Origin of the sequence: Paraburkholderia diazotrophica (assembly GCF_900108945.1) — a bacterium.
GTDB lineage: Bacteria > Pseudomonadota > Gammaproteobacteria > Burkholderiales > Burkholderiaceae > Paraburkholderia > Paraburkholderia diazotrophica.
In genome coordinates this window covers 1-23,581 of the sequence record NZ_FNYE01000026.1, presented here as the reverse complement: position 1 = coordinate 23,581, position 23,581 = coordinate 1, and the positions used below count along the sequence as shown (strand labels likewise).

Annotated in this window: 23 protein-coding genes; 14 read left to right on the top strand and 9 right to left on the bottom strand. The window is 63.5% G+C overall.

The window, feature by feature from the left end:
• Positions 1-144 precede the first annotated feature (144 nt).
• The 4 genes from BMW76_RS26825 to recG all read right to left on the bottom strand — a co-directional run bounded on the left by BMW76_RS26825 (position 145) and on the right by recG (position 5,287).
• Entirely contained in the window at positions 145-1,593 is a 1,449-nt protein-coding gene (locus BMW76_RS26825; RefSeq protein ID WP_090870733.1) for a catalase, read from the bottom strand.
• A 65-nt stretch (positions 1,594-1,658) separates the two neighbouring features.
• Positions 1,659-1,793, bottom strand: a complete 135-nt coding sequence (locus BMW76_RS42490) for a hypothetical protein (RefSeq protein WP_281248553.1) — start codon at positions 1,791-1,793, stop codon at positions 1,659-1,661.
• 179 nt (positions 1,794-1,972) lie between these two features.
• On the bottom strand, positions 1,973-2,932 hold the full coding sequence (locus tag BMW76_RS26820; RefSeq protein WP_087732579.1) for a LysR substrate-binding domain-containing protein: 960 nt from the start codon (positions 2,930-2,932) through the stop codon (positions 1,973-1,975).
• A gap of 123 nt (positions 2,933-3,055) precedes the next feature.
• Complete coding sequence (recG, locus tag BMW76_RS26815; protein WP_090870731.1) at positions 3,056-5,287, bottom strand: ATP-dependent DNA helicase RecG; 2,232 nt, start codon at positions 5,285-5,287, stop codon at positions 3,056-3,058.
• 237 nt (positions 5,288-5,524) lie between these two features.
• Between recG and queA the strand changes: the two genes are divergently transcribed.
• The 7 genes from queA (at position 5,525) to BMW76_RS26780 (ending at position 12,953) form a co-directional block, all read left to right on the top strand.
• Positions 5,525-6,586, top strand: coding sequence for a tRNA preQ1(34) S-adenosylmethionine ribosyltransferase-isomerase QueA (queA, locus tag BMW76_RS26810; protein ID WP_090870729.1), 1,062 nt, complete (start codon positions 5,525-5,527; stop codon positions 6,584-6,586).
• Positions 6,587-6,668: 82 nt separating this feature from the next.
• The gene (gene tgt / locus BMW76_RS26805) at positions 6,669-7,880 is read left to right on the top strand and encodes a tRNA guanosine(34) transglycosylase Tgt (RefSeq protein WP_245763400.1); all 1,212 of its coding nucleotides are present in this window, start codon (positions 6,669-6,671) and stop codon (positions 7,878-7,880) included.
• A gap of 203 nt (positions 7,881-8,083) precedes the next feature.
• Positions 8,084-8,413 carry a preprotein translocase subunit YajC gene (gene yajC / locus BMW76_RS26800; RefSeq protein WP_012401902.1) on the top strand — a complete coding sequence of 110 codons (330 nt, stop codon included), beginning with the start codon at positions 8,084-8,086 and terminating at the stop codon, positions 8,411-8,413.
• Positions 8,414-8,533: 120 nt separating this feature from the next.
• Positions 8,534-10,588 carry a protein translocase subunit SecD gene (gene secD, locus BMW76_RS26795; protein ID WP_090870727.1) on the top strand — a complete coding sequence of 685 codons (2,055 nt, stop codon included), beginning with the start codon at positions 8,534-8,536 and terminating at the stop codon, positions 10,586-10,588.
• 18 nt (positions 10,589-10,606) lie between these two features.
• Entirely contained in the window at positions 10,607-11,557 is a 951-nt protein-coding gene (gene secF / locus BMW76_RS26790) for a protein translocase subunit SecF (RefSeq protein ID WP_090870724.1), read from the top strand.
• A 308-nt stretch (positions 11,558-11,865) separates the two neighbouring features.
• Positions 11,866-12,552, top strand: coding sequence for a MerR family transcriptional regulator (locus BMW76_RS26785; protein WP_090870722.1), 687 nt, complete (start codon positions 11,866-11,868; stop codon positions 12,550-12,552).
• Entirely contained in the window at positions 12,549-12,953 is a 405-nt protein-coding gene (locus tag BMW76_RS26780; RefSeq protein WP_090870719.1) for a PIN-like domain-containing protein, read from the top strand. The genes BMW76_RS26785 and BMW76_RS26780 overlap by 4 nt, the downstream gene beginning before the upstream one ends.
• Before the next feature lie 74 nt (positions 12,954-13,027).
• Here the strand turns inward: BMW76_RS26780 and BMW76_RS26775 are convergent, their stop codons facing one another.
• From BMW76_RS26775 to BMW76_RS26760, 4 genes are all read right to left on the bottom strand, one after another.
• Positions 13,028-14,305, bottom strand: a complete 1,278-nt coding sequence (locus BMW76_RS26775; protein WP_090870717.1) for an MFS transporter — start codon at positions 14,303-14,305, stop codon at positions 13,028-13,030.
• 264 nt (positions 14,306-14,569) lie between these two features.
• Positions 14,570-15,139 carry a YceI family protein gene (locus BMW76_RS26770; protein WP_090870715.1) on the bottom strand — a complete coding sequence of 190 codons (570 nt, stop codon included), beginning with the start codon at positions 15,137-15,139 and terminating at the stop codon, positions 14,570-14,572.
• Positions 15,140-15,179: 40 nt separating this feature from the next.
• Positions 15,180-15,743: a YceI family protein gene (locus BMW76_RS26765; protein ID WP_090870713.1), complete on the bottom strand. Its 564-nt coding sequence runs from the start codon at positions 15,741-15,743 to the stop codon at positions 15,180-15,182.
• Between the two features lie 8 nt (positions 15,744-15,751).
• Complete coding sequence (locus tag BMW76_RS26760) at positions 15,752-16,324, bottom strand: cytochrome b (RefSeq protein ID WP_090870711.1); 573 nt, start codon at positions 16,322-16,324, stop codon at positions 15,752-15,754.
• A gap of 416 nt (positions 16,325-16,740) precedes the next feature.
• Between BMW76_RS26760 and BMW76_RS26755 the strand changes: the two genes are divergently transcribed.
• The 7 genes from BMW76_RS26755 to BMW76_RS26725 all read left to right on the top strand — a co-directional run bounded on the left by BMW76_RS26755 (position 16,741) and on the right by BMW76_RS26725 (position 23,305).
• On the top strand, positions 16,741-17,469 hold the full coding sequence (locus BMW76_RS26755) for a paraquat-inducible protein A (protein WP_090870708.1): 729 nt from the start codon (positions 16,741-16,743) through the stop codon (positions 17,467-17,469).
• A gap of 7 nt (positions 17,470-17,476) precedes the next feature.
• Positions 17,477-18,145, top strand: coding sequence for a paraquat-inducible protein A (locus tag BMW76_RS26750; protein WP_090870706.1), 669 nt, complete (start codon positions 17,477-17,479; stop codon positions 18,143-18,145).
• Positions 18,142-19,782 carry a PqiB family protein gene (locus BMW76_RS26745; RefSeq protein WP_090870704.1) on the top strand — a complete coding sequence of 547 codons (1,641 nt, stop codon included), beginning with the start codon at positions 18,142-18,144 and terminating at the stop codon, positions 19,780-19,782. The genes BMW76_RS26750 and BMW76_RS26745 overlap by 4 nt, the downstream gene beginning before the upstream one ends.
• Positions 19,779-20,507, top strand: coding sequence for a PqiC family protein (locus BMW76_RS26740; protein ID WP_090870701.1), 729 nt, complete (start codon positions 19,779-19,781; stop codon positions 20,505-20,507). The genes BMW76_RS26745 and BMW76_RS26740 overlap by 4 nt, the downstream gene beginning before the upstream one ends.
• A 125-nt stretch (positions 20,508-20,632) precedes the next feature.
• Positions 20,633-21,913 carry a THUMP domain-containing class I SAM-dependent RNA methyltransferase gene (locus tag BMW76_RS26735; protein WP_090870699.1) on the top strand — a complete coding sequence of 427 codons (1,281 nt, stop codon included), beginning with the start codon at positions 20,633-20,635 and terminating at the stop codon, positions 21,911-21,913.
• 183 nt (positions 21,914-22,096) lie between these two features.
• A complete protein-coding gene (locus BMW76_RS26730; protein ID WP_090870697.1) occupies positions 22,097-22,480 on the top strand; it encodes a VOC family protein in 384 nt (127 codons plus the stop codon).
• Between the two features lie 84 nt (positions 22,481-22,564).
• Positions 22,565-23,305: a helix-turn-helix transcriptional regulator gene (locus BMW76_RS26725; protein WP_407669026.1), complete on the top strand. Its 741-nt coding sequence runs from the start codon at positions 22,565-22,567 to the stop codon at positions 23,303-23,305.
• 78 nt (positions 23,306-23,383) lie between these two features.
• On the opposite strand, the gene BMW76_RS26720 is transcribed toward BMW76_RS26725, so the two are convergent.
• The coding region (locus BMW76_RS26720) for an NAD(P)(+) transhydrogenase (Re/Si-specific) subunit beta (protein WP_143062334.1) at positions 23,384-23,581 on the bottom strand (198 nt) is incomplete at its 5' end.

Genomic DNA, 23,581 nt, shown 5'->3' with positions numbered 1-23,581 from the left:
GCTGTCGACCAGAGTTGGCGCTTTAGCTGTCGGCTGGAGTTGGTGCTTTAGCACTTACTCCAGCCCCAGGCAGAGCACTTACTCTGGTCCCATGCAACCTCGTTGCCTCAATGCGGGTGGCTCAATCACTACTCGCCCGCCACTTCACTTCGCCTGCGCAAGAGCTTCGATAGCCGCGACCACGCCGTCCGCGTACGCCGGATCGATCTTGCGGAAGTGCTCGACCTGACGCGCGACGATATCCGCCGGCACGCCCTCGATTGCCCGCGCGATATTGGCGAAGAGACGCTCGCGCTGGCGCGCATCGAAGATCCGGAAAAGGGCCGCCGGCTGGCTGTAGTAGTCCTCGTCCTCGCGATGGTTGTAGCGATCGACGTTACCCGCCGCGAGCGGCGGCTCGATTGCATTGCGGTCCTGCGCGAAGTCGCCGAAGCGGTTCGGCTCGTAGTTCACGTTGCCCCCGAGGTTGCCGTCCGTGCGCATGCCGCCGTCGCGGTGGAACGAGCGCGCATTCGGCGCACGCGACGCGTTCACGGGAATCAGATGGTGATTCACGCCAAGGCGATAGCGCTGCGTGTCGCCGTACGAGAACAGACGGCCCTGCAACAGACGGTCCGGCGAGAAGCCGATGCCCGGCACCACGTTCGCAGGCGTGAACGCGGCCTGCTCGACGTCCGCGAAGTAGTTCTGCGCGTTGCGATTCAATTCGATCACGCCGACATCGATCAGCGGATAGTCCTTGTACGGCCACACTTTCGTGATGTCGAACGGGTTGTAGCGATACGTCGCTGCATCCGCTTCGGGCATCACCTGAATCTGGAAACGCCACTTCGGGAAGTTGCCACTGTCGATCGAACCGATCAGATCGCGCTGCGCGCTCTCGCGGTCGCTCGCGACGACCTGCGCGGCTTCTGCGTCGGTGTAGTTCTCGATGCCCTGCAGCGACTTGAAGTGGAACTTCACCCAGAAGCGCTCGTCGTTCTCGTTGATGAACGAGAACGTGTGCGAGCCGAAGCCGTGCATCTGCCGATAGTTCTTCGGAATGCCGCGATCGCTCATCACGATTGTCACCTGATGCAGCGACTCCGGATGACGCGAGAAGAAGTCCCACGCGTTCGTCGCGCTTCGCATGTTCGTGTACGGATCGCGCTTTTGCGTGTGAATGAAGTCCGGAAACTTCAACGGATCGCGAATGAAGAACACGGGCGTGTTGTTGCCGACCACGTCCCAGTTGCCCTCTTCCGTGTAGAACTTGATCGAGAAGCCGCGCACATCGCGTTCGGCGTCGGCGGCGCCGCGCTCGCCCGCGACCGTCGAAAAGCGCATGAAAAGCGGCGTTTCCTTGCCGACTTCCGAGAAAACCTTGGCTTTCGTGTAGCGCGAGATGTCGTGCGTCACCGTCAGCGTGCCGAACGCGCCCGAACCCTTTGCGTGAACGCGGCGCTCGGGAATCACTTCGCGGTCGAAGTGGGCGAGCTTTTCAATCAGCCACACGTCCTGTAACGCGACCGGGCCGCGCGGGCCGGCTGTCAACGAGTTCTGGTTGTCGGCGACCGGTGCGCCCGAGGCGGTCGCGAGATTGCGTTCAGACATATCTGTTCTCCTTGGTAGTTCTGGCGAATGCCGTCCTGCGGAATTCGAATAAGAGGAAAAGCGCTTCAGGCGGCCAGCGCGCGATCGACCAGCAGCGAGAACGCGACGGTCCTGAAACTGGACGCGGCATTCACGGACGGAGCCGCTTGCTGCGGCGACAGGGAAACAGACTGGATCAGCGACGACGTAGATGGCTGCATGATTCCTCCGATTGGTTGTGACGGATCTCGGCGACCCACGGAGGAAAGTTTATAAAAAACTATCAAATGCGACGATTTGATTAATTTTATGCATTCAATAGTTTTCGCCTCATGCAGAAGGCGGCTGGGGCGGCAGGCGAGTGGTGCATCCCGAGAACCGGGATGCGCCAGCAAAGCTGTCAATTGACGGCGGCGGGAAGATCGAGCTTCTTCACACCCGGCAAATCGCATGCGGCGACGGCGTCGCAGATCGCGTCGATGGCGGGCATCCGCGTGAAGCTCTTGCGCCACGCGAGCACGACACGGCGATCCGGCACCGGATCGTCGAACGGCACGTAGCTGAGCAGGCCCGAATCGACGCCGCCCGCGTGCGCTTTCACTTCATGCACCGACATGCGCGGCAGCACGGTAATGCCGACGCCGCTCGCGACCATATGCCGGATCGTTTCCAGCGACGACCCTTCGAACGTCTTCTGGATGCCGTCGGCGTTCTGCGAGAAGCGCATCAGTTCCGGACACACGCCGAGCACGTGATCGCGGAAGCAGTGACCGCTGCCGAGCAGCAGCATCGTTTCCTGCTTCAGGTCGGTCGGGTCGATCTTGTGACGCGACTCCCACGCATGCCCCGACGGCAGCGCGACGACAAACGGTTCGTCGTACAGCGGACGCAGCATCAAACCCGTTTCCGGGAACGGCAGCGCCATGATCGCGACATCGATCTCGCCCTGCTTGAGCAGTTCGATCAGCTTGAGCGTGTAATTTTCCTGCAGCATCAGCGGCATCTGCGGGACGCGCTTGATCATCTGCTTGACCAGCGTCGGCAGCAGGTACGGTCCGATCGTGTAGATGACGCCGAGGCGCAGCGGCCCGACGAGCGGGTCCTTGCCCTGCTTCGCGATTTCCTTGATCGCGAGCGTCTGTTCGAGCACGCGCTGCGCCTGCGTGACGATCTGTTCCCCGATCGGCGTGACGCTGACTTCGCTCGTGCCGCGTTCGAAGATCTGCACGTTCAGTTCGTCTTCGAGCTTCTTGATCGCGACGGACAACGTCGGCTGGCTCACGAAACACGCTTCCGCCGCGCGGCCGAAATGGCGCTCGCGGGCAACGGCGACGATATATTTCAGTTCTGTGAGGGTCATTGGGGACCAATCAGGGCGATAGATTCGATAGGTTTCTGTTATACACCTATGGGGCCAATTCGCCAACCTTCAAGCCGCCTTCACTTGTGCTGCAACGCGCAAGCGCTTCCCCGTCAAGCCTCGTCACGCCTTCAGATACTGCTCACGCGTGTTCAGCCAGCGCAAAAGATGCTGCATGACGACGTTCGGATACTGCGCGAGCAGCGTCGCGGCCGCCTCGCGCGCCGGTTCGATCAGCCAGCCGTCGTTTTCCAGATCCGCGAAACGCAGCATCGCGGCACCCGACTGCCGCGCGCCGAGAAATTCCCCAGGGCCGCGAATTTCGAGGTCGCGACGGGCGATTTCGAAGCCATCGGTGGTTTCGCGCATCGTCTGCAGACGCGCGCGCGCCGTCATCGACAGCGGTCCCGAATACATCAGCACGCACACCGACGCCGCGCTGCCGCGCCCCACCCGTCCGCGCAGCTGATGCAGTTGCGCGAGCCCGAAGCGCTCCGCGTGCTCAATCACCATCAGCGATGCATTCGGCACGTCGACGCCCACTTCGATCACCGTGGTCGCGACCAGCAACTGCACTTCGTTGCGGGTGAACGCGTCCATCACGGCCGCTTTCTCGACGGGCGTGAGCCGCCCATGCACGAGGCCGACCTTCAGTTCCGGCAGCGCGGCGATGAGCGTTTCGTACGTTTCGACGGCCGTCTGCAATTGCAGCGTCTCGCTTTCCTCGATCAGCGGACAGACCCAGTACACCTGGCGTCCCGTCAAGGCCGCCTCACGCACGCGGCCGATCACTTCGTCGCGGCGTGCGTCCGATACCAGCTTGGTCAGGATCGGCGTGCGGCCGGGCGGCAGCTCGTCGATCGTCGATACGTCGAGGTCCGCGTAGTACGTCATCGCGAGCGTGCGCGGAATCGGCGTCGCGGACATCATCAGCTGATGCGGCTGGAAATCGCGTGCGCCGTCGGCGGCGTTTTGCGCTTTCGCGCGCAGCGCAAGCCGCTGCTCGACGCCGAAGCGATGCTGTTCGTCGACGATCACGAGGCCGAGCCGTGCGAACTCGACCGCGTCCTGAATGATCGCGTGCGTGCCGATCACGAGTTGCGCGGTGCCGAGCGCCGCCGCTTCGAGCGCGCTGCGCTTCTCCTTCGTCTTGAGGCTGCCTGCGAGCCACGCGACCGTCACGCCGAGCGGCTCCAGCCAGCCGCGCAGCTTGCGCGCGTGCTGTTCGGCGAGAATTTCGGTCGGCGCCATCATGGCGGCCTGATAACCGGCGTCGATGGCCTGCGCGGCCGCGAGCGCTGCAACGATCGTCTTGCCGCTGCCGACGTCGCCCTGCAACAGACGCTGCATCGGATGCGGCTGCGTCAGATCGTGCGCGATCTCCGCGCTCACGCGTTGCTGCGCGCCCGTCAGCGCAAACGGCAGCGCCTTCAACAGACGCGCGACGAGCGATGCCTCGTCGGCGGGCGAGCGGCGCGGCATCGCGGGCGCGGCGCGCGTGCGGCGCTCTTCGTGCGCGCGCTTGAGCGACATCTGCTGCGCGAGCAGTTCCTCGAACTTGATGCGCGTCCACGCGGGATGCGTGCCGTCGATCAGCGCCGTTTCGTCGGCATGCGAAGTGGGATGGTGCAGCGTGCGCACGGCGTCCATCAGCGGCGGCACGTCGAGCGGCTGCAAATATTGCCGCGCGACGGGCTCGGGCAACAGCTCCGGCAACGACGTGCGCGACAGCGCGTTGTCGATTGCCTTGCGCAGATACGCCTGCGAGACGCCCGCCGTGCTCGGATAGACGGGCGTGAGCGCTTGCGGCAGCGGCGTGTCTTCATCGACGACGCGCACCGCCGGATGCACCATTTCCATCCCGAAGAAGCCGCCGCGCACGTCGCCGCGCACGCGCAGCCGCACGCCGACCGACATCTGCTTGACCTGCGAGCCGTAGAAATTGAGGAAGCGCAGGATCAGCGCGTCGCCTGCGTCGTCGCGCATCTTCACCAGCAACTGACGGCGCGGCCGGTACGCGATCTCGTTGTCGAACACGACACCTTCCGTCTGCGCGACGCCGCCGGGCAGCAGTTCGCCGATCGGCGTCAGCGACGTTTCGTCCTCGTAGCGCATGGGCAGATGAAGCACGAGATCGATGTCGCGCGTGAGGCCGAGCTTCGCTAGCTTGTCGGCCGTTTTCGCGACCGTGGTTTTTTTTGCGGCGGGCTTCTTCGCGCCTTGAGCGCCTTGTGCGTCGGGCACACCGGACTCCTGAGCCGCATCCTCGCCCGCCTTGCTCCGCGCGGCGCGGCGCTTCTTCGGGGCGCCGGCGTCATCGGTGTCGAGGGGGGAACGGGTATCGGACAAAGGCATGAGTCGCTTCGCAAGTACAATATCGGCTTCAGAAGTTTCGCGGGCAGCGCGCGTCTGTCGGGCGCGCATCGATGACCGCTGCGGCAATGTCCCGCAATCATAGCCGCTCGACGGCCGCTGGCGTACCCGCTATGGATCGCGTCGTCGATCCCGTCGCCCGTCCGGCTTCGTTCCAGCTTTGTCCCGTCCGAGACGGCAATCCAGTTTCTATCGCATCAGCGCATCACATCAGTCCGCATGTTCACGCTTTCCGATTTCGATTTCGACCTGCCACCCGAGTTGATCGCGCAAGTCGCCCTGCCCGAGCGCAGCGCGAGCCGTCTGCTCGAAGTAAACGGGCAGACGAAGCCCGCGACGTTCGCGGACCGCCGTTTCGCCGATCTGCCCGATCTCATCGACGCGGGCGATCTGCTCGTATTCAACGATACCAAAGTGCTGAAGGCGCGGTTCCTCGGCCAGAAGGCCAGTGGCGGCAAGATCGAAGTGCTCGTCGAGCGCCTGACGGGCGAGCGCACCGCGCTCGCGCAGATCCGCGCGAGCAAGAGCCCGGGGCCGGGCACGACGCTGCGCCTCGCCGATGCGTTCGACGTCACCGTCGGCGAGCGCGTCGAGCCGTTCTACACGCTGCATTTCCCGGACGACTGCCTCACGCTCATCGAGCAGTTCGGCCGCCTGCCGCTGCCGCCGTATATCGAGCACGACCCCGACGCATTCGACGAAACGCGCTACCAGACGGTGTACGCACAAAACCCAGGCGCTGTCGCCGCGCCCACGGCCGGGCTGCATTTCGACGATTCGATCTTCGCGCGGCTCGACGAAAAAGGCGTGGAGCGCGCGACGCTCACGCTGCACGTCGGCGCGGGCACGTTCCAGCCGGTACGCGTCGAGAACATCGCCGAGCACAAGATGCATAGCGAGTGGTATCAGTTGCCGCAGTCGCTCGCGGACAGGATCGCGGCGACGAAGGCGCGCGGCAATCGCGTGATCGCGGTGGGCACGACGTCGATGCGTGCGCTCGAAGCCGCCGCGCGCGACGCCGAAGCTGCGGGCCGCCCGCTTGCCGCGACGAGCGCCGACACGGATATTTTCATCACGCCGGGCTACGGGTTTCGCGTCGTCGACCGGCTGGTGACGAATTTCCATTTGCCGAAGTCGACCTTGCTGATGCTCGTGTCCGCGTTCGCGGGCATCGAGACGATACGCGCGGCGTATCGGCATGCAATCGAGGAGCGCTACCGCTTTTTCAGCTACGGCGACGCGATGCTGCTCACGCGCAGCGACGACGCGCTGAACGCATAAACCATCACCGCCGCCGGAAATTTTCTGGCGGCGTATATCATCTGCGCCAGACTGTTTTCTGGTGGCACAGGAGTACAAGAAGATGACCGACGGTCACAACAACGCTGCACGCGCGGACCACGGCGCCTACCTCGGCGACCACGTTCGCCCCGACAACGGACTGAAGTTCGAGCTGCTGAAAACCGACGGCCAGGCGCGCCGCGGACGTCTGACGCTCAATCACGGCGTAATCGAAACGCCGATCTTCATGCCTGTCGGCACGTACGGCACCGTGAAGGCGATCCAGCCGCGCGAGCTCGAAGAAATCCGCGCGCAAATCATCCTCGGCAACACGTTTCACCTCTGGCTGCGCCCCGGTCTCGAAACGATCGCGGCGCATGGCGGCCTGCACGGCTTCATGGGCTGGAAGCGGCCGATTCTCACCGATTCGGGCGGCTTTCAGGTCTTCTCGCTCGGCGATCTCCGCAAGATCACCGAGGACGGCGTGACGTTCGCGTCCCCGATCAACGGCGACAAGCTGTTCCTGTCGCCGGAAGTGTCGATGCAGATCCAGAAGGTGCTGAACTCGGACATCGTGATGCAGTTCGACGAATGCACGCCCTACGCGACCAACGGCGTGCCGACGTCGCACCAGGACGCCGCCGACTCGATGCGCATGTCGATGCGCTGGGCCAAGCGCTCGATCGACGAATTCAACCGGCTCGGCAATCCGAACGCGCTCTTCGGCATCGTCCAGGGCGGCATGTTCGAAGACCTGCGCGACGAGTCGCTCGCGGGGCTGTCGGAGATCGGCTTTCACGGCTTCGCGATCGGCGGGCTGTCCGTCGGCGAGCCGAAGGAAGACATGATGCGCGTGCTCAACCACATCGGTCCGAAGCTGCCCGCCGACAAGCCGCACTACCTGATGGGCGTCGGCACGCCGGAAGACCTCGTCGCGGGCGTCGCGGCGGGCGTCGACATGTTCGACTGCGTGATGCCGACCCGCAACGCACGCAACGGCTGGCTCTTCACGCGCTATGGCGACATCAAGATCCGCAACGCGACGCACAAGAACTCGCTGCGCCCGCTCGACGAGCAATGCGGCTGCTACACGTGCCGCAACTTCACGCGCGGCTATCTGCACCATCTGCATCGCGTCGGCGAAATTCTCGGCGCGCAGCTGAACACGATCCACAACCTGCACTACTACCTCGAACTGATGCAGGAGATGCGCGATGCCATCGACGGGCAGATGTTCGACGCGTTCAAGAAGCTATTTCACGAAAACCGGGCGCGCGGGACGGACCAGAGTTAAACGACGCGCGACGCAAGCACGTCGGGCAACGCGCGAAAAGCATCCTCCCACATAGCGCAGCAGACATTACAATTTACTTTCGGAGAAGCACCCCAAACCCCTTGACAGCCTGTCAGGAAAACCTGTTCCGGGTGCCGTCCCGTAAATGGCCGGTGGTAGAATAACCGGCTGATTTTTTTGATTGTTATAACGGAGAGACCAACGTGTCGTTCATTTCCAATGCCTTCGCGCAAGGCAGTGCAGCAGGTGGCGCCGAATCGAGCCTGATGAGCTTCCTGCCGCTGATTCTGATGTTCGCGGTGCTCTACTTCATCATGATCCGCCCGCAAATGAAGCGCCAGAAGGAACACCGCAACATGCTCGCCGCGATGGCGAAAGGCGACGAAGTGGTAACGAACGGCGGCATCGTCGGCAAGGTGACCAAGGTCGGCGAAGCGTATGTTGGCGTCGAAATCGCGGAAGGCACTGAAATCACCGTGCAGAAGGCGTCGGTCACGACCATTCTGCCGAAGGGCACCCTGAAGTCGCTGTAAGGCCTGCTCTCTCGCGTCCGGCGCGGCCTCGCGTCCGTCGAAGCCCGCCCAGGCGCTTTCGCTCGCCGCGCTCATCGCCGGACGCATCGCAATCAAGCCAACCTCCCGTTGGACCACTCCATGAATCGTTATCCCCTCTGGAAATATGTCGTGATGCTGGTGGCGCTCGTCATCGGCCTCGTGTACACGCTGCCCAATTTCTTCGGCGAAGCGCCGGCGGTGCAGGTGTCGAGCGGCAAGGCCACGGTGAAGCTCGATTCGGCCACGCTGTCGCTGGTCGAAGCGGCGCTCGCATCGAGCCAGATCAAGCCGGACGACGTCACGTTCGACAACTCCACGTTGAACGCGAACATTCGCGTGCGCGTGAAGGACACCGACACGCAGCTGCGCGTCAAGGACCTGCTGCAAAAGTCGCTCAATAGCGATCCGACCGATCCGCAATACATCGTCGCGCTGAACCTGCAGAGCGCATCGCCGCGCTGGCTGACGGCCCTGCACGCGCTGCCGATGTATCTGGGTCTGGACCTGCGCGGCGGCGTGCACTTCCTGCTGCAGGTCGACATGGCGGGCGCGCTGAACAAGAAGCTGGATTCGGACGCGTCGGATGCGCGCACGCTGTTGCGCGACAAGAACATCCGCGACGGCGGCGTGAACCGCGTCGGCCAGTCGGTCGTCGTCAATTTCGCGGACCAGAGCGTCGCCGAGAGCGCGCTCACGCAACTGCAAGCGGGCGTCAACGAACTGCAGTGGGCCACGCAGCCGAACCCGAGCGGCGGCGTGCAGGTGGTGGGTACGTTCACGCCGGCCGTGCAAAAGACGGTGCAGGATGCGGCGCTCAAGCAGAACATCACGACGCTGCATAATCGCGTCAACGAACTCGGCGTGGCCGAGCCCGTGATCCAGCAGCAAGGCCCCGATCGCATCGTCGTCGAGCTGCCGGGCGTGCAGGACACGGCGAAGGCGAAGGACATCATCGGCCGCACGGCGACGCTCGAAGCGCGTCTTGCCGATCCGAACGGCTTGCATCCAAACCCGAGCGATCCCGTGCCGGCCGGCGACGAGCTGTTCACGCACGGCAACCAGGCGCCCGTGCTGCTGCGCAAAGCCGTGATCTTCACGGGCGACCGCATCATCGACGCGTCGGCGGGATTCGACGAGCACCAGCGTCCCTCCGTCAACATCCGTCTCGATTCGGCGGGCGGCCGTGCGGTGCGCAGCGTGTCGCGCGACAACATCGGCAAGCCGATGGCGATGGTGCTGTTCGAAAAGGGCAAGGGCGAAGTGCTGACGGTCGCGACGATCCAGTCGGAACTGGGCGACCGCTTCCAGATCACGGGCCAGCCGACGCCGCAAGCGGCAACGGACCTCGCACTGCTCTTGCGCGCCGGTTCACTCGCGGCGCCGATGGACATCATCGAAGAACGCACGATCGGCCCGAGCCTCGGCGCGGACAACATCAAGAAGGGCTTCGATTCCGTCGTCTACGGCTTCATCGCGATCGCTGCATTCATGATCGCGTACTACATGCTGTTCGGCCTGATCTCGATGATCGGGCTGTCGGTGAACCTGCTGCTGCTGATCGCGATCCTGTCGATGCTGCAGGCCACGCTGACGCTGCCCGGCATCGCGGCTATCGCGCTCGCGCTCGGTATGGCGATCGACGCAAACGTGCTGATCAACGAGCGCGTGCGCGAAGAGCTGCGCAACGGCGCGCCGCCGCAGCTGGCGATCCAGAACGGCTACGCGCACGCATGGGCGACGATTCTCGACTCGAACGTGACCACATTGATCGCCGGTCTCGCGCTGCTCGCGTTCGGCTCCGGCCCGGTGCGCGGCTTTGCCGTGGTGCACTGTATCGGCATTCTGACGTCGATGTTCTCGGCCGTGTTCTTCTCGCGCGGTCTGGTGAACCTGTGGTACGGCGGCAAGAAGAAGCTGAAGTCGCTGGCCGTCGGCCAGGTGTGGAAGCCGGCTGCCGCCGACGGTGCAACGGCTTACCTCGACAACGCCGACACGGACACCGACACGGCGCGCGCAATGGCAGCAACCACGGCGCCGAAGGCAAAGGCCAAGGCGAAAGCGCCTGCCAGCAACGCGCAAGCCCGCGCCGGCAAGCCGACGCTGCGCAACCGCAACGCGCCGGATGGCACGAAGAAACCGGGTTCATCCCGCTGAGTCCCGGAGAAAGAGAACATGGAATTTTTCCGCATCCGTAAAGACATTCCGTTCATGCAGCGCGCGTTGATCTTCAACGCGATCTCGCTGCTGACGTTCATCGCCGCTGTGTTTTTCCTGCTGCATCGCGGGCTGCATCTTTCCGTGGAGTTCACGGGAGGCACGGTCATCGAGGTGCAGTATCCGGGCGCGGTGCCGCTAGAGCCCGTGCGCGACACGCTGACGAAGATCGGCTATGGCGACGCGCAGGTGCAGAACTTCGGCACGTCGCGCGACGTGCTGATCCGTCTGCCGCTGAAGCAGGGCCTGACGTCGGCGCAACAGAGCGACCAGGTGATGTCCGCGCTGAAGGGCCAGGACGCGAACGCGAAGCTGCAACGCGTCGAGTTCGTCGGCCCGCAGGTCGGCAAGGAACTCGCGACCGACGGCCTGCTCGCGCTCGCCTGCGTGGTCGCCGGCATCGTGATCTATCTGTCGTTCCGCTTCGAGTGGAAGTACGCGATCGCGGGCGTGATCGCAAACCTGCACGACGTCGTGATCATTCTGGGCTTCTTCGCGTTCTTCCAATGGGAGTTCTCGCTGTCGGTGCTGGCCGCCGTACTCGCGGTGCTAGGCTACTCGGTGAACGAATCGGTGGTTATCTTCGACCGGATTCGCGAAACCTTCCGCCGCGAACGCAAGATGAGCGTGATGGAAGTGATCAACCACGCCATCACGAGCACGATGTCGCGCACGATCATCACGCACGGCTGTACGCAGATGATGGTGCTGTCGATGTTCCTGTTCGGCGGCCCGACGCTGCACTACTTCGCGCTCGCGCTGACGGTCGGCATTCTGTTCGGCATCTACTCATCGGTGTTCGTCGCGGCGGCACTGGCGATGTGGTTCGGCGTGAAGCGTGAAGACCTGCTGAAGGACAAGAAGGAACGCCACGATCCGAACGATCCGAACGCAGGCGCGCAGGTTTGATCGGTTGCGTTTGAGTCGTTCTGAAGCGTAAAGAAAGGCCGGTTCGAAACTGAACCGGCCTTTTTGATTCTCGGGTGGGGCGCGAGTGGTTCGAACGCTCGTAAGAGCCCGGACACTGGCTCACTGCCCGTCAGCGCAGGCATAGGTACATGCAAGATTGATCCCAAAGACAGTGGAAAGAAGGCGATGATCCGTCCACCGGATCGAAGCCAAATGGGCGCACCATAGGAACAGAATTCGATAGAATTTTGCGTGTCTTTGGGACCGGTGATGTTCCGGCGGCGTAATTTGCGGAAGGGAGGATTGGAATGAAGTTTACTGGCATTGGCCTTTACACCTTCCATGAAGCCGCACAGCTCACAAAAATTCCCGTACGGGACCTGCGCCGGTGGCTCGAAGGTTATTCGTATCGACATACGACGCACGATGAACTGGTTTCAGTGCCACCGCTGTGGGAAACGGAGCTTGCCGATAACGACCTGAATGGCATCAGCTTCCACGACTTGCTCGAAATCCGGTTTGTGCAAGCGTTCCGGCAACATGGCGTGAGTTTGCAGACAATCCGTCTTGCAAGCCGCTTGGCGCGCGAACTTTTCTCGACCCCTTATCCATTCACATCGCGCCGATTCCAGACCGACGGGCGGACCATCTTCGCGTCGGCAATAGAGGAAACGGGTGAAACAGAGTTGTTGGACCTGGTGAAACGACAGTACGCGTTCCGTAAAGTTATCGAGCCGTCACTGTATCGCGGGATCGAATTCAACCAGGACGACATCGCGACCCGCTGGTATCCGACACAACGAAGCAAGGTGGTAGTACTCGATCCCGAAATCGCCTTTGGAAAGCCTATCGTTACCCATGGTGCGGTGAGAACCTCAATTCTGTACGATGCATTCGTAACGGAAAGAGACGCAGTGGTCGTCGCGAAGCTCTTCGAAGTGCCCGCCACTGCAGTGGAAGCGGCAGTCGCTTTTGAAGAAAGTCTCCTCGGATGAGATTTTTCGTTGACAACAATCTCCCTCCACCATTGGCAAAAGCCCTTCACGCGTTGTGCGAGCCTTCAGGCCACGAGACGTGGCATCTCAAGCAAAGGTTCGCCCAGAATGCCGTCGACTCCTATTGGATTGAAACCCTTTCCAAAGAGGGTGGCTGGGCTGTAATCACCCACGACAAATTGAATAAGGGCTTGGAGCGTGAGGCGCTACGCAGAGCAGGTCTAGTTGTATTTTTTCTCGATAAGGGATGGTCGCACCATGCGTTCTGGGACAAAGCGCACAATCTCGTGCGATGGTGGCCGCGGATCATCGAGCAATCGGAAGGCATTAAGGGCGGCGCCGCATTCAAAGTACCCTATAACTTTTCTGGCAAGGGCCAATTTGAGCAAGTCACGCTCTAGTCACGGAGCAAAAGGCCGGTTCGAAACTGAACCGGCCTTTGTCGTTTTACGGCGCCTGCATAGCACCCGGGCGATCACCTGAACCCAAGCTTGCGCCGCGCCGCCACCAGCGCGATCACGCTCACGACGGCCGCGAACATCAGATAGAAGCTCGGCGCGACTTTCGAATCGGTCGCGCGAATCAGCCAGGCGATGATGAACGGTCCGAAGCCGCCGAAGATCGTCACGGCGATGTTATAGGCGAGCGACATGCCCGTCGTGCGCGTCTGCACCGGGAAGATTTCCGACAGCAGGCCCGGCAGCGAGCCGAAATAGCTCGTCATGAGAAAGCCGAACACGATCTGCATCAGCATCAGCGTACCGAAGGTCGGATGCGCGACCAGATACGTGAACGCCGGCAGGATCAGCAGGAACAGCAGCACGGCGGGCACGAGCATGATCCGCACACGTCCGTAGCGATCCGACAGATGACCGACGATCGGCGAGAATACAAGCTGGATCACGCCCACGAGCGAAATGGCCGCGAACGCCACGGAAGGCGCGAGACCCAGTTGCTTGATCGCATAAGTCGGCATGTACAGCACGAGATACGTCGACACCGTTCCGAGCACGACGATGCCCATGCCGATGAAGAGCCTCGCCTTCTGGCTCGCGAACGTATCGCGGATCGGCGTCTGCGTGGTTTCCGCGGCGAGGAATTCGGGCGTTTCGTCGAGCTTCGTGCGGATATACCATGCGACGGGCCCGATCAGCAGGCCGAAGAAGAACGGCACGCGCCAGCCCCATGCGGCGAGCTGTTCCGGCGACAGCTCACCCGTCAGCACGACGCCGAACAGCGCGGCGAGCAGCGTCGTCAAGCCTTGGCTCGCGATCTGCCAGCTCGCGAAATAGCCGCGCCGGCTAGGCACGTGCTCGGCGAGAAACGCGGTGGCGCTGCCGAACTCGCCGCCCGCCGAGAAGCCCTGCATCAGCCGCGCGACGACGAGAATCAGCGGCGCGGCGATTCCGATCGACCGCCAGGTCGGCAGCACGGCGATGATCAGCGTGCCCATCATCATCAGCGCGATCGACAGCGTGAGCGCGGCCTTGCGCCCTGCCCGGTCCGCATAGGCGCCGAGCACGATCGCGCCGAGGGGCCGCATGAAGAACGACACGCCGAACGTGCCGAGCGTCAGCAGCAGCGATACCGTATCGTTGCCCGCCGGAAAGAACAGCTTCGAAATGACGACGGCGAAAAAACCATAGACGACGAGATCGAACCATTCCAGCGCATTGCCGATCGATGCGGCGATCACCGTGCGCCACGTATCGGGACGACTTTGCGCCGCGCTCGCGGCTATCGTTGAACTCATTGAGATCTCCAGATGCGCGCGAGGTAGTCGTTGTCGTGACAATCGGCGGAAATTGCCCGCTTCTGTCATGTTTGCCGGACTCGATGCGCGCACAACCGGTCCGGCGTGTGCCGTCACTATGTACCGCAAAAAAGAAATCTGCACGAGACGTGAAAGCGCCAGGTGTGCACCGACCTCACTGTCATCATGAGAAAACCAATAAAAAAGCCGCTTCGTCGCCAATGCGAACGAAGCGGCTTGCGCGCTGATTGAGCGCGAGAGCGCTTATTGCTTGATGCCTTCCGCCTGGATGTGCAGCACCGTCTTCATGCTGAAACCATATTTGGTGCCGAAGTCCATCCCGTAGTCCGCGCGGTTGAACTCGCCCTCCGCTTCCACGCCGCACACTTCGCGCTTCAGCACAGGATGCTGGATGCATTTAAACGATTCGATCTTCAGGCTCAGCGGCTTCGTGACGCCCTTCATCGTGAACTGGCCGTCCACGGCAACGGGCGTATCGCCGTCGAACTTGATGGCCGTGCCTTTGTACATTGCCGTCGGATATTTGGCGACATCGAAGAAATCGGGTGAACGCAGATGCTCCTCGAGCTTCGTGTTGCCGATCTGGATCGAGGATGTATCGACCGTGACCTCCACCGTACCCGTCTTCGCTCCTCGGTCGAGCATCACCGTGCCGGAGCTTTTCGTGAACTTGCCGCGCCACGTGGACACGCCGCCCATATGATCGGCTTCGAAGCTCGGATAGGTGTGCGTCGGATCGAGCTGGTAGGTATCGGCGGCAAACGCGCCTGCTGCAATCGACGACGCCAGTGCGCCGGCAACAATCAAAAACATCGGTTTCACTTCATTCTCCTTTCTGTGTGCGTGCGATGAATCATTTGCTTGCGGCGACGATATGGAACTTGATCGTCACGTCGTCCGCGACCACCGACGTATCCTTCCATTCGCCCGTGCCTATGTCGAACTGCGAACGCTTGACGGACACCGAGCCGTCGTAGACCTGCGCGGCGCCCTGCTTCGTCACCGTGACGGGCACGACGACCGTCTGCGACTTGCCCTTCATCGTCAGTTTGCCCGTGACCTTGAACTGGTTGGTGCCTGCAGGCGCGATCGCGCTGGAAACGAAAGTCGCCGTCGGATACGTCTTCGAATCGAACCACTCCTTGCCGCGCACCTGCTCGTTGTAGCTTTCGTCGCCGAGATCGTAGCTCGACGTATCGATCGTGACCTGCGCACTGCCCGACGTCGGCTTCGAAGGATCGAACGAGACTTGCGCAGTGAACTTGCCGAACTTGCCTTCGACGGGCACGTTCATCTGCTTCGACGTCGCCGTAACCGTGCTCTTGCCCATGTCGACCTGCGCGAACGCGGCACCCGACGCGGCCAGCGATGCCGCGGCAAACGCAGCGAGCATGTAGCGATAGAACGAAACCTTCATGTTTAGCCTTATTTGAGGAAAGGGATCATCCGCGACAGCAGACCGTCGCGATCGAACCATTGATGTTTGATGGCCGCCAGCATGTGCAGCACGACAAGCCCGAGAAGCGTGTAATTGAGCACGACGTGGACCGACTTCAGCACTTCCTTGAGGTGCGGATCGGGGGCGATCAGACGCGGCAGCGGCACGAGCCCGAGATAGACGACGGGCACGTTCGCCGCCGAGCTGTACAGATAGCCCGACACAGGGACCGCGACCATCAGCACATAGAGCAGGAAATGCGTGACATGCGCGACGCCGCGCTGCCACGCGGCCATATGAGCGGGCATCGGCGGCACGGCATGCGTCGCGCGCCAGATGAGGCGCAGCACGACGAGCGCGAATGCAGTCACGCCGATCCATTTGTGCCATGAAAAATACTTAAGCTTGGTCGGCGTGAAGCCGGGGATGTCCGTCATCACCCAACCGAGCGCAAAGCCGCAGACGATCAGCAGCGCGATCAGCCAGTGCAGCGCAATGGCCGTCGACGTGTACGACGAAGCCCGTGCGGAGAACGAACGAAGCGAAGAAGTGTGTGCCATAACAGAACTGACGCCAACCTGTAAGTTAAACGACGCAGTCGATGCCGTTATTCCGCCGCGCCCAATCCCGGCGCACCAACGGCTCCGACGGCTCGCGGCGCTAATCGTACCGCAAGCCGCTTCGGCTGGCTGGCGGCTTTGCATGCGGCGCGAAATTTGCTGTCGCGGTTTGAACCCGTGTGCGCCGCATCTGTCGGACAGGGCCCACGGCAAGCCGACGAACATCAGTTCATTCACCGGACATCCGTCAGCGCACACCGACGGACGTCATCCCGGCGAGCTTTGATACTATTGCCCCCAAGCCGTGCCGCGCGCCGTCCCGCGTGCCCTTTCAAGCCACGCGTCGCGCCGTAACCGGCTGTAAGGTCCAACCACAGACACGACGACACATCGCTTCCTGTTTTCCGATCGCCTGCATGGAACATGACCATCTGATTGCCTGCCACGAATGCGACGCGCTGTTCCAGAAACCCCGCCTCGGACGCAGGCGGACGGCGCGCTGCCCGCGATGCGGCGCGATGCTGTATGGAAGCGCGTCGGGACGGCTCGAAGGCATCACCGCGATGACGATGGCCGCGCTCATCACGTTTCTGATCGCGCAGGGCTTTCCGATCGTTGAGCTGGAAACCAACGGCATCACGTCGCAGACCAGCCTGATCGGCGCCATCGTCGCGCTGTGGAACGAAGACATGCAGATCGTCGCGGTGATGGTGTTCTGCTCGACGTTTCTTTTCCCGCTCACCGAACTGACCGCGCTGCTCTATCTGCTGATCCCCATTCGCGCCGGCATCGTGCCGCCCGGCTTCAATCAGGTGCTGCGCGCGATCCAGTTCGTGCGCCCGTGGGGCATGATCGAAGTGTTCATGCTCGGCGTGCTCGTGACGATCGTGAAAATGGTGAGTCTCGCGCGCGTAATCCCCGAGGCGGCGATGTTCGCGTTCGGCGCGCTCACGCTGATGTTCGTCGTGGTCGTCACCTTCGATCCGCGCACGCTGTGGGACGTCGCCGAAGGTCTCGGCGTACTGCAGGCGCGGCGCGAGCGCCACGCGCGCGATGGCGAAGATGGTGACGGCGATGCCGATCAGGCCGGAGGCGACGCAGACAAACCCGGCGTCGATGGCACAGCCGCGCCGCACCAGGGATGACCGGCCGATGAAATACACGACGGCCTCGCGCGCCGGTCTCGTCGCCTGTCACGCGTGTTCGCGCGTGCAGCCGCGTGTGCGCTCGAAAGAGCCGCAACTCTGCACACGCTGCGGCGCGGTCCTGCACCGGCGCAATCCCGACAGTCTGATGCGCACCTGGGCGCTCCTGATCGCCGCCGCCGTGCTCTACATTCCGGCGAACCTGCTGCCCGTCATGCACACGTCATCGCTGCTTGGCGCGGAGGACGACACCATCATGAGCGGCGTCGTCTACTTCTGGACATCGGGCGACTGGCCGCTCGCGATCATCGTGTTCGTCGCGAGCATTCTCGTGCCGATGCTCAAGCTCACGGTGCTCGCGCTTCTGACTATCACCGCGCAGCGTCATTCGACGTGGCGTCCGCTCGAGCGCACGAAGCTCTACCGGATCGTCGAGCGCATCGGCCGCTGGTCGATGCTCGACATCTTCGTCATCACGCTGACGGTCGCGCTCGTGCGCTTCAAGTCGCTCGCCGTCATCACGGCGGGGCCGGGCGCGCTCGCGTTCGGGTCGGTCGTGATCCTCACGATGATTGCGTCGATGCAGTTCGATCCGCGCCTCATCTGGGACGACGTGGACACAGGCACAGGCGACGCAGCCCGCGCGAACCGCAATACTTCAGGACCCACCACATGAATAGCCCTCAAGAGCCGACGCCACCGGGCGGCGCGCCGCGCAGCGAGCCGCCCGTCCCCGAACCCGAGATCGTCACGAAACGCGGCTGGCTGCCCTCCGTCGTCTGGGTGATTCCGCTGATCGCGGCGCTGATCGGCGTCGGGCTCGTGGTGAAGTCGGTGCTCGAAAAGGGGCCGACCATCACGATCACCTTCATCAGCGCGGAAGGGCTCGAGCCGGGCAAGACGAAGGTCAAGTACAAGGACGTCGACATCGGCTTCGTGAAGTCGATCAGGCTCGCGAAGAACCATTCGCGCGTCAACGTCGAGGTCCAGCTGACGAAGGAAGCCGAAGACTTCGCGGTGAAGGACAGCCGCTTCTGGGTCGTGCGTCCGCGCATCGGCGCAAGCGGCGTGTCGGGGCTCGGCACGCTGTTGTCGGGCGCGTATATCGGCGTGGACGGCGGCCGCGCGACGGAGACGCAGACACAGTTCGTCGGCCTCGAATCGCCGCCCGCCGTCACCGTCGACCAGAAAGGCCGCCAGTTCACGTTGCGCGGCGAATCGCTCGGCTCGATCGACATCGGCTCGCCCGTGTTCTACCGGCGCGTGCAGGTCGGCCAGGTGACGGGCTTCTCACTCGACAAGGACGGCACGGGCGTGACCGTGCAGGTGTTCGTGAGTGCGCCGTTCGATCAGTACGTCGGCACGAATTCGCGGTGGTGGCATGCGAGCGGCGTCGATGTGCGGCTCGATTCGAGCGGCTTCAAGCTGAACACGCAGTCGCTCGCGACGGTGATCGTCGGCGGCCTCGCGTTCCAGTCGCCGCCGGGCCAGGCCGTCGGTGCTCAGGCGCCGAACAACATGACGTTCCGCCTCGGCTCCGATGAAGGGGATGCGATGCGCGAGCCCGACGGCGAGCCAGTGCGCGTCGTGATGAACTTCAATCAGTCGCTGCGCGGGCTGTCGCCCGGCGCGGCCGTCGATTTCCGCGGCATCGTGCTCGGCCAGGTGACGAACATCGGCGTCGAATACGATCCGCAGACGAAGAACTTCACGATGCCCGTCACGATGGACCTGTATCCCGACCGCCTGCGCCGCCGCAACAAGGGCGAGCCCGTGCCCGACCAGGGTACGCAAGAGAGCCACAAGATGCTGCAGGCGCTCGTCAAGCACGGCCTGCGCGGCCAGCTGCGCACGGGCAACCTGCTGACGGGTCAGCTGTATGTCGCGCTCGACCTGTTCCCGAAGGCGCCCGCTGCGACCGTCGACGTTTCGCGCGATCCGATCGAGCTGCCGACGATCCCGAACACGCTCGACGAACTGCAACTGCAGGTCGCCGACATCGCGAAGAAGCTCGATCAGGTGCCGTTCGACCAGATCGGCAACAACCTGAACACCGCGCTGAAGAACGCCGACAAGCTCTTCACCCGGCTCGACAAGGAAGTCGTGCCGCAGGCGCGCGACACGCTCGCGGCCGCGAAGCAGACGTTCGGCTCGGCGGAAGCGACGCTGCAACAGGACTCGCCGATGCAATCCGACGTACATCAGGCGCTGCAGGAGCTGACGCGCACGCTGCAATCGCTGAATGCGCTATCCGACTATCTCGAACGCCACCCCGAATCGCTGCTGCGCGGTAAATCAGGAGACAAGCCATGACGTTTGCCCGCGTCCCCCGAACGATGCGCGTTGGCGCGCTGGCGCTGTCTGCCTCGCTGCTTGCGGCGCTCGCCGCGTGCTCGTCGCCGGCGAGCCGCTTCTATACGCTCTCCGCCGGCGACGCGTCGCCGGATGCCGTGCGTACCGCGAGCAACCCTGCGTTTCTGATCGAAGTGCCGCCCGTCGACGTGCCATCGCAAGTGGCGAAAAACCAGCTCGTCGTGCAGACGGGCCCGACCCAGGTGCTGGTGCTCGAACAGGAGCGCTGGGCGTCGCTCCCCGGCGACGAAATCCGCCGCGCGCTGTCCAGCACGCTGACGCAGCAGCTGGGCACGATCGACGTGTACGGCACGCCGTATCCCGATCGCGTGCCCGTGTACCGCATCAGCGTGAACGTGCAGCGCTTCGAGTCGTGGCCCGGCTCGCACGCGCTGATCGACGCCGTATGGAGCGTGCGCGCGGTGCGCACGCAGGCGGTGCTGACGTGCCGCAGCGTGGTCGGCGAGCCGGTATCCGGTGGCTATGACGCGCTCGCCGAAGGCCATCGGCGCGCGGTCCAGCAGATCTCGACGGAAATCGCAGCCGCCGTGCGCAATCTCGCGGCGGCGCCGGCGCGCGGCGCGAGCGTGACGTGTCCGGCGTCGGCGGCTGGGCCGGCTGCTGCTTCAGCGGCGCCTTCCGCGCCTTCCGTGCAGTCTGTGACGAGCGCGGGGTCGAAGGGCTGAGCCGGCTCGCGCGCGCAACGAGACATGACGCGCGCAATGCGAGCGCCCACGCGCGCCCGACCCCGAGGCACCGCGAGGCGACCGCGTACAATGTCGCCTTGACCCCACGCCTTGCGGCAACCTCCATGTCCTTCGAATTTTTCATCCCCTGCCCGCGCGGCCTCGAAGCCGCGCTCGCCGCCGAACTCGCCGAGATCGCCGCGCGTCATCTGAACGGCTCGCCGTTCACCGCCGGCGAGCAGGTGCCCGGCGGCGTGCACTTCAAGGGCGGCTGGGCAGCCGGCATGGCCGCCAATCTGCATTCGCGCATCGCGAGCCGTGTGCTGCTGAAGATCGCGCATCGTTCGTATCGCAACGAGCAGGATATCTACGCGCTCGCGCTCGAACAGCACTGGGAACAATGGTTCTCGGCGAACGAAACGCTGCGCGTCGACGTCACCGCGATCAAGTCGCCGCTGCGCAGCCTCGAATTCGCGACGCTGCGTGTGAAGGACGCGATCTGCGACCGTCTGCGCGACAAGACGGGCGCGCGTCCGAGCATCGATACGGGCTCACCCGACGTGCGCGTATTCGCGTTCGTGACGGCTACCGACTGCACGCTGTATCTCGATACCTCGGGCGAGCCGCTCTTCAAGCGTGGCTGGCGCCTCGACAAGGGCGCGGCTCCGCTGCGCGAAAACCTCGCGGCGGGCATTCTGCGCCTGACGGGCTGGACGCCGGGCACGCCGCTGTACGACCCGATGTGCGGCAGCGGCACGTTCCTCGCGGAGGCCGCGCAGGTCGCGCTGCACATCGCGCCGGGTGTCGATCGCCGCTTCGGGTTCGAGAAGTTCCGGCAGTACGACGTATCGGCGTGGCAAGCGCTGAAGGTCGCCGCGCAAGACGCGAAGCGCGCGGCGCGCGCGGGCCGTGGCGATCTGCTGATCTTCGGCAGCGACATCTCGGACAACATGCTGGAGAAGGCGCGCGCGAATTTCGAGCGCGCCGGTTTTCCCGCCCTGCCGCTCAAGCAACTCGACGCGCGCAACATGACGCCGCCCGTCAGCGAGGCGGGCATTCTCGTTGCGAACCCGCCGTATGGCGAGCGAATCGAGGTGCGCGGACGCGGCCCGCGCGGCGAGATACGCAATACGGGACGTGAAGAAGGCGGCTTCCGCCGCGCGGAAGCGGATACGCAGGATATCGCGGAGTTCTTCCAGTCGTTCGGCGATGCGCTCAAGAAGCGCTTCACCGGCTGGCACGCATTCGTGCTGACGTCGGATCGCAAGCTGCCGGGGCAGTTGCGCCTGCGCGAATCGGCGAAGACGCCGCTGTATAACGGCGCGCTCGAATGCCGGCTGTTCCGCTTCGATCTGATCGCGGGAAGCGTGAGGCAGCGGCCGGCCGCCGACGAGCCGAAAGCGTAAGCCGTATTTCGCTTTGCCGGCTCGTTTCGCTGGCTCATCGAGTGAAAGTGGAAGCGGGCGCAATGCCCGCTTTTTATCGCCTATCGCTCGCGGCTTCTCTCAACGCTACTGACAGAACGGTGTCAGCAGCCCGCCTGCACACTTCTCCTGCGCCATCCGGCGAGACATCCACAGGAGAACGTCATGTCAGCACAACCCAACCGCGCCATTGCCTGGTTCGAGATCCCTTCCGTCGACCTCGAGCGCGCCGTCCGCTTCTACGAGGCCGCGCTCGATACGACGCTGCGCCGCGAAGACTTCGGCATGCCGATGGCCGTCTTCAGTTACGACGAACCGTCGACGGGCGGCTGCATCGTCCAGAGCCCGACCATGGAACCGTCGTCGACAGGCTCGCTCGTCTACTTGAACGCGCGCCCGACCGTCAACGCGACGCTCGAACGCGTGAAGCGCGCAGGCGGCAAGGTCGAAGGCCCTGCTGTGCAGTTGCCGCACGACATCGGCTGGATCGGCTTTTTCACCGATACGGAAGGCAACCGCGTCGGCCTTCATTCGAAGACCAACGAGTAACGCATCGGCAGACGTGACCGCCATCATCTTGCGTGGGACGGGGGTAGGCGTTTAAGCGCCCACTCCCGTCGACAGGAGCGCGTCGTGCGGCGCTATCATCGCGGGAGATTCCCCGTCTATTTCCGCGAGACACCCACGATGACCCGTCGCGCCGACCGCCTGTTCCAGATCGCCGAGCTGCTGCGCGGCCGGCGTCTGACCACCGCGCAGCAACTGGCGGACTGGCTGCATGTGTCGCTGCGCACCGTCTATCGCGACGTGCAGGACCTGCAATTGTCGGGGGTGCCAATCGAAGGAGAGCCGGGCATCGGCTATCGGCTGAGCCGCAGCGCGAGCCTGCCGCCACTCACCTTCACGGCCGAAGAACTCACGGCGCTCGCCGCCGGCGCGCGGATGCTCGAATCATGGGGCGGCGAAAGCATGGCGGCGGGCGCACGCGGCGCGCTCGCGAAGATCGCGTCGGCGATGCCCGCCGACAAGCGCGCGACCATCGACCGCCTCGCGTTCTTCGCGCCGTCGTTTCATATCGACGGGAATGTCTCCGCGATCGTCGATACGCTGCATCGCGCGATCGACACGCGGCACGTGGTCAGCTTCGCCTATCAGGACAGGAACGGCGCGGCGACTCAGCGGCGCGTGTGGCCGCTCGCGCTCGCGTACTGGGGCGCGCGCTTCACGCTCGGCGCGTGGTGCGAGCTGCGCGGAGACTTTCGACACTTCGCGCTCGCGAATATCGACGACCTGAAAGTGCACGAGCCGTTTCCCGATGTCGAGGGAAGACGGCTCGCGGATTTCATGCGCAGCATCGGCGTGAAGCCGCGCTGAGTGAATTGTCGTGACGCTTGATCGCGACACTCGATGAAGCGTGCGAGGCGCGTGTAAAAGCGCCCGCAGCGCACTTCATCAATCGACGGACTTCACCATGTCTTCGATCACCTTCTTCGCATCGCCGAAGACCATCATCGTCTTGTCCATGTAGAAGAGATCGTTGTCGAGACCGGCGTAACCCGCCGCCATCGAACGCTTGTTGACGATCACCGTGCGCGCCTTGTACGCCTCGATGATCGGCATGCCCGCGATCGGCGACTTCGGATCGTTCTT

Coding starts and splice junctions, on each gene's coding strand:
- BMW76_RS26825 (WP_090870733.1), bottom strand. CDS start 1,593: ATGTCTGAACGCAATCTCGCGACCGCCTCGGGCGCACCGGTCGCCGAC.
- BMW76_RS42490 (WP_281248553.1), bottom strand. CDS start 1,793: ATGCAGCCATCTACGTCGTCGCTGATCCAGTCTGTTTCCCTGTCGCCG.
- BMW76_RS26820 (WP_087732579.1), bottom strand. CDS start 2,932: ATGACCCTCACAGAACTGAAATATATCGTCGCCGTTGCCCGCGAGCGC.
- recG (WP_090870731.1), bottom strand. CDS start 5,287: ATGCCTTTGTCCGATACCCGTTCCCCCCTCGACACCGATGACGCCGGC.
- queA (WP_090870729.1), top strand. CDS start 5,525: ATGTTCACGCTTTCCGATTTCGATTTCGACCTGCCACCCGAGTTGATC.
- tgt (WP_245763400.1), top strand. CDS start 6,669: ATGACCGACGGTCACAACAACGCTGCACGCGCGGACCACGGCGCCTAC.
- secD (WP_090870727.1), top strand. CDS start 8,534: ATGAATCGTTATCCCCTCTGGAAATATGTCGTGATGCTGGTGGCGCTC.
- secF (WP_090870724.1), top strand. CDS start 10,607: ATGGAATTTTTCCGCATCCGTAAAGACATTCCGTTCATGCAGCGCGCG.
- BMW76_RS26785 (WP_090870722.1), top strand. CDS start 11,866: ATGAAGTTTACTGGCATTGGCCTTTACACCTTCCATGAAGCCGCACAG.
- BMW76_RS26780 (WP_090870719.1), top strand. CDS start 12,549: ATGAGATTTTTCGTTGACAACAATCTCCCTCCACCATTGGCAAAAGCC.
- BMW76_RS26775 (WP_090870717.1), bottom strand. CDS start 14,305: ATGAGTTCAACGATAGCCGCGAGCGCGGCGCAAAGTCGTCCCGATACG.
- BMW76_RS26770 (WP_090870715.1), bottom strand. CDS start 15,139: ATGTTTTTGATTGTTGCCGGCGCACTGGCGTCGTCGATTGCAGCAGGC.
- BMW76_RS26765 (WP_090870713.1), bottom strand. CDS start 15,743: ATGAAGGTTTCGTTCTATCGCTACATGCTCGCTGCGTTTGCCGCGGCA.
- BMW76_RS26760 (WP_090870711.1), bottom strand. CDS start 16,324: ATGGCACACACTTCTTCGCTTCGTTCGTTCTCCGCACGGGCTTCGTCG.
- BMW76_RS26755 (WP_090870708.1), top strand. CDS start 16,741: ATGGAACATGACCATCTGATTGCCTGCCACGAATGCGACGCGCTGTTC.
- BMW76_RS26750 (WP_090870706.1), top strand. CDS start 17,477: ATGAAATACACGACGGCCTCGCGCGCCGGTCTCGTCGCCTGTCACGCG.
- BMW76_RS26745 (WP_090870704.1), top strand. CDS start 18,142: ATGAATAGCCCTCAAGAGCCGACGCCACCGGGCGGCGCGCCGCGCAGC.
- BMW76_RS26740 (WP_090870701.1), top strand. CDS start 19,779: ATGACGTTTGCCCGCGTCCCCCGAACGATGCGCGTTGGCGCGCTGGCG.
- BMW76_RS26735 (WP_090870699.1), top strand. CDS start 20,633: ATGTCCTTCGAATTTTTCATCCCCTGCCCGCGCGGCCTCGAAGCCGCG.
- BMW76_RS26730 (WP_090870697.1), top strand. CDS start 22,097: ATGTCAGCACAACCCAACCGCGCCATTGCCTGGTTCGAGATCCCTTCC.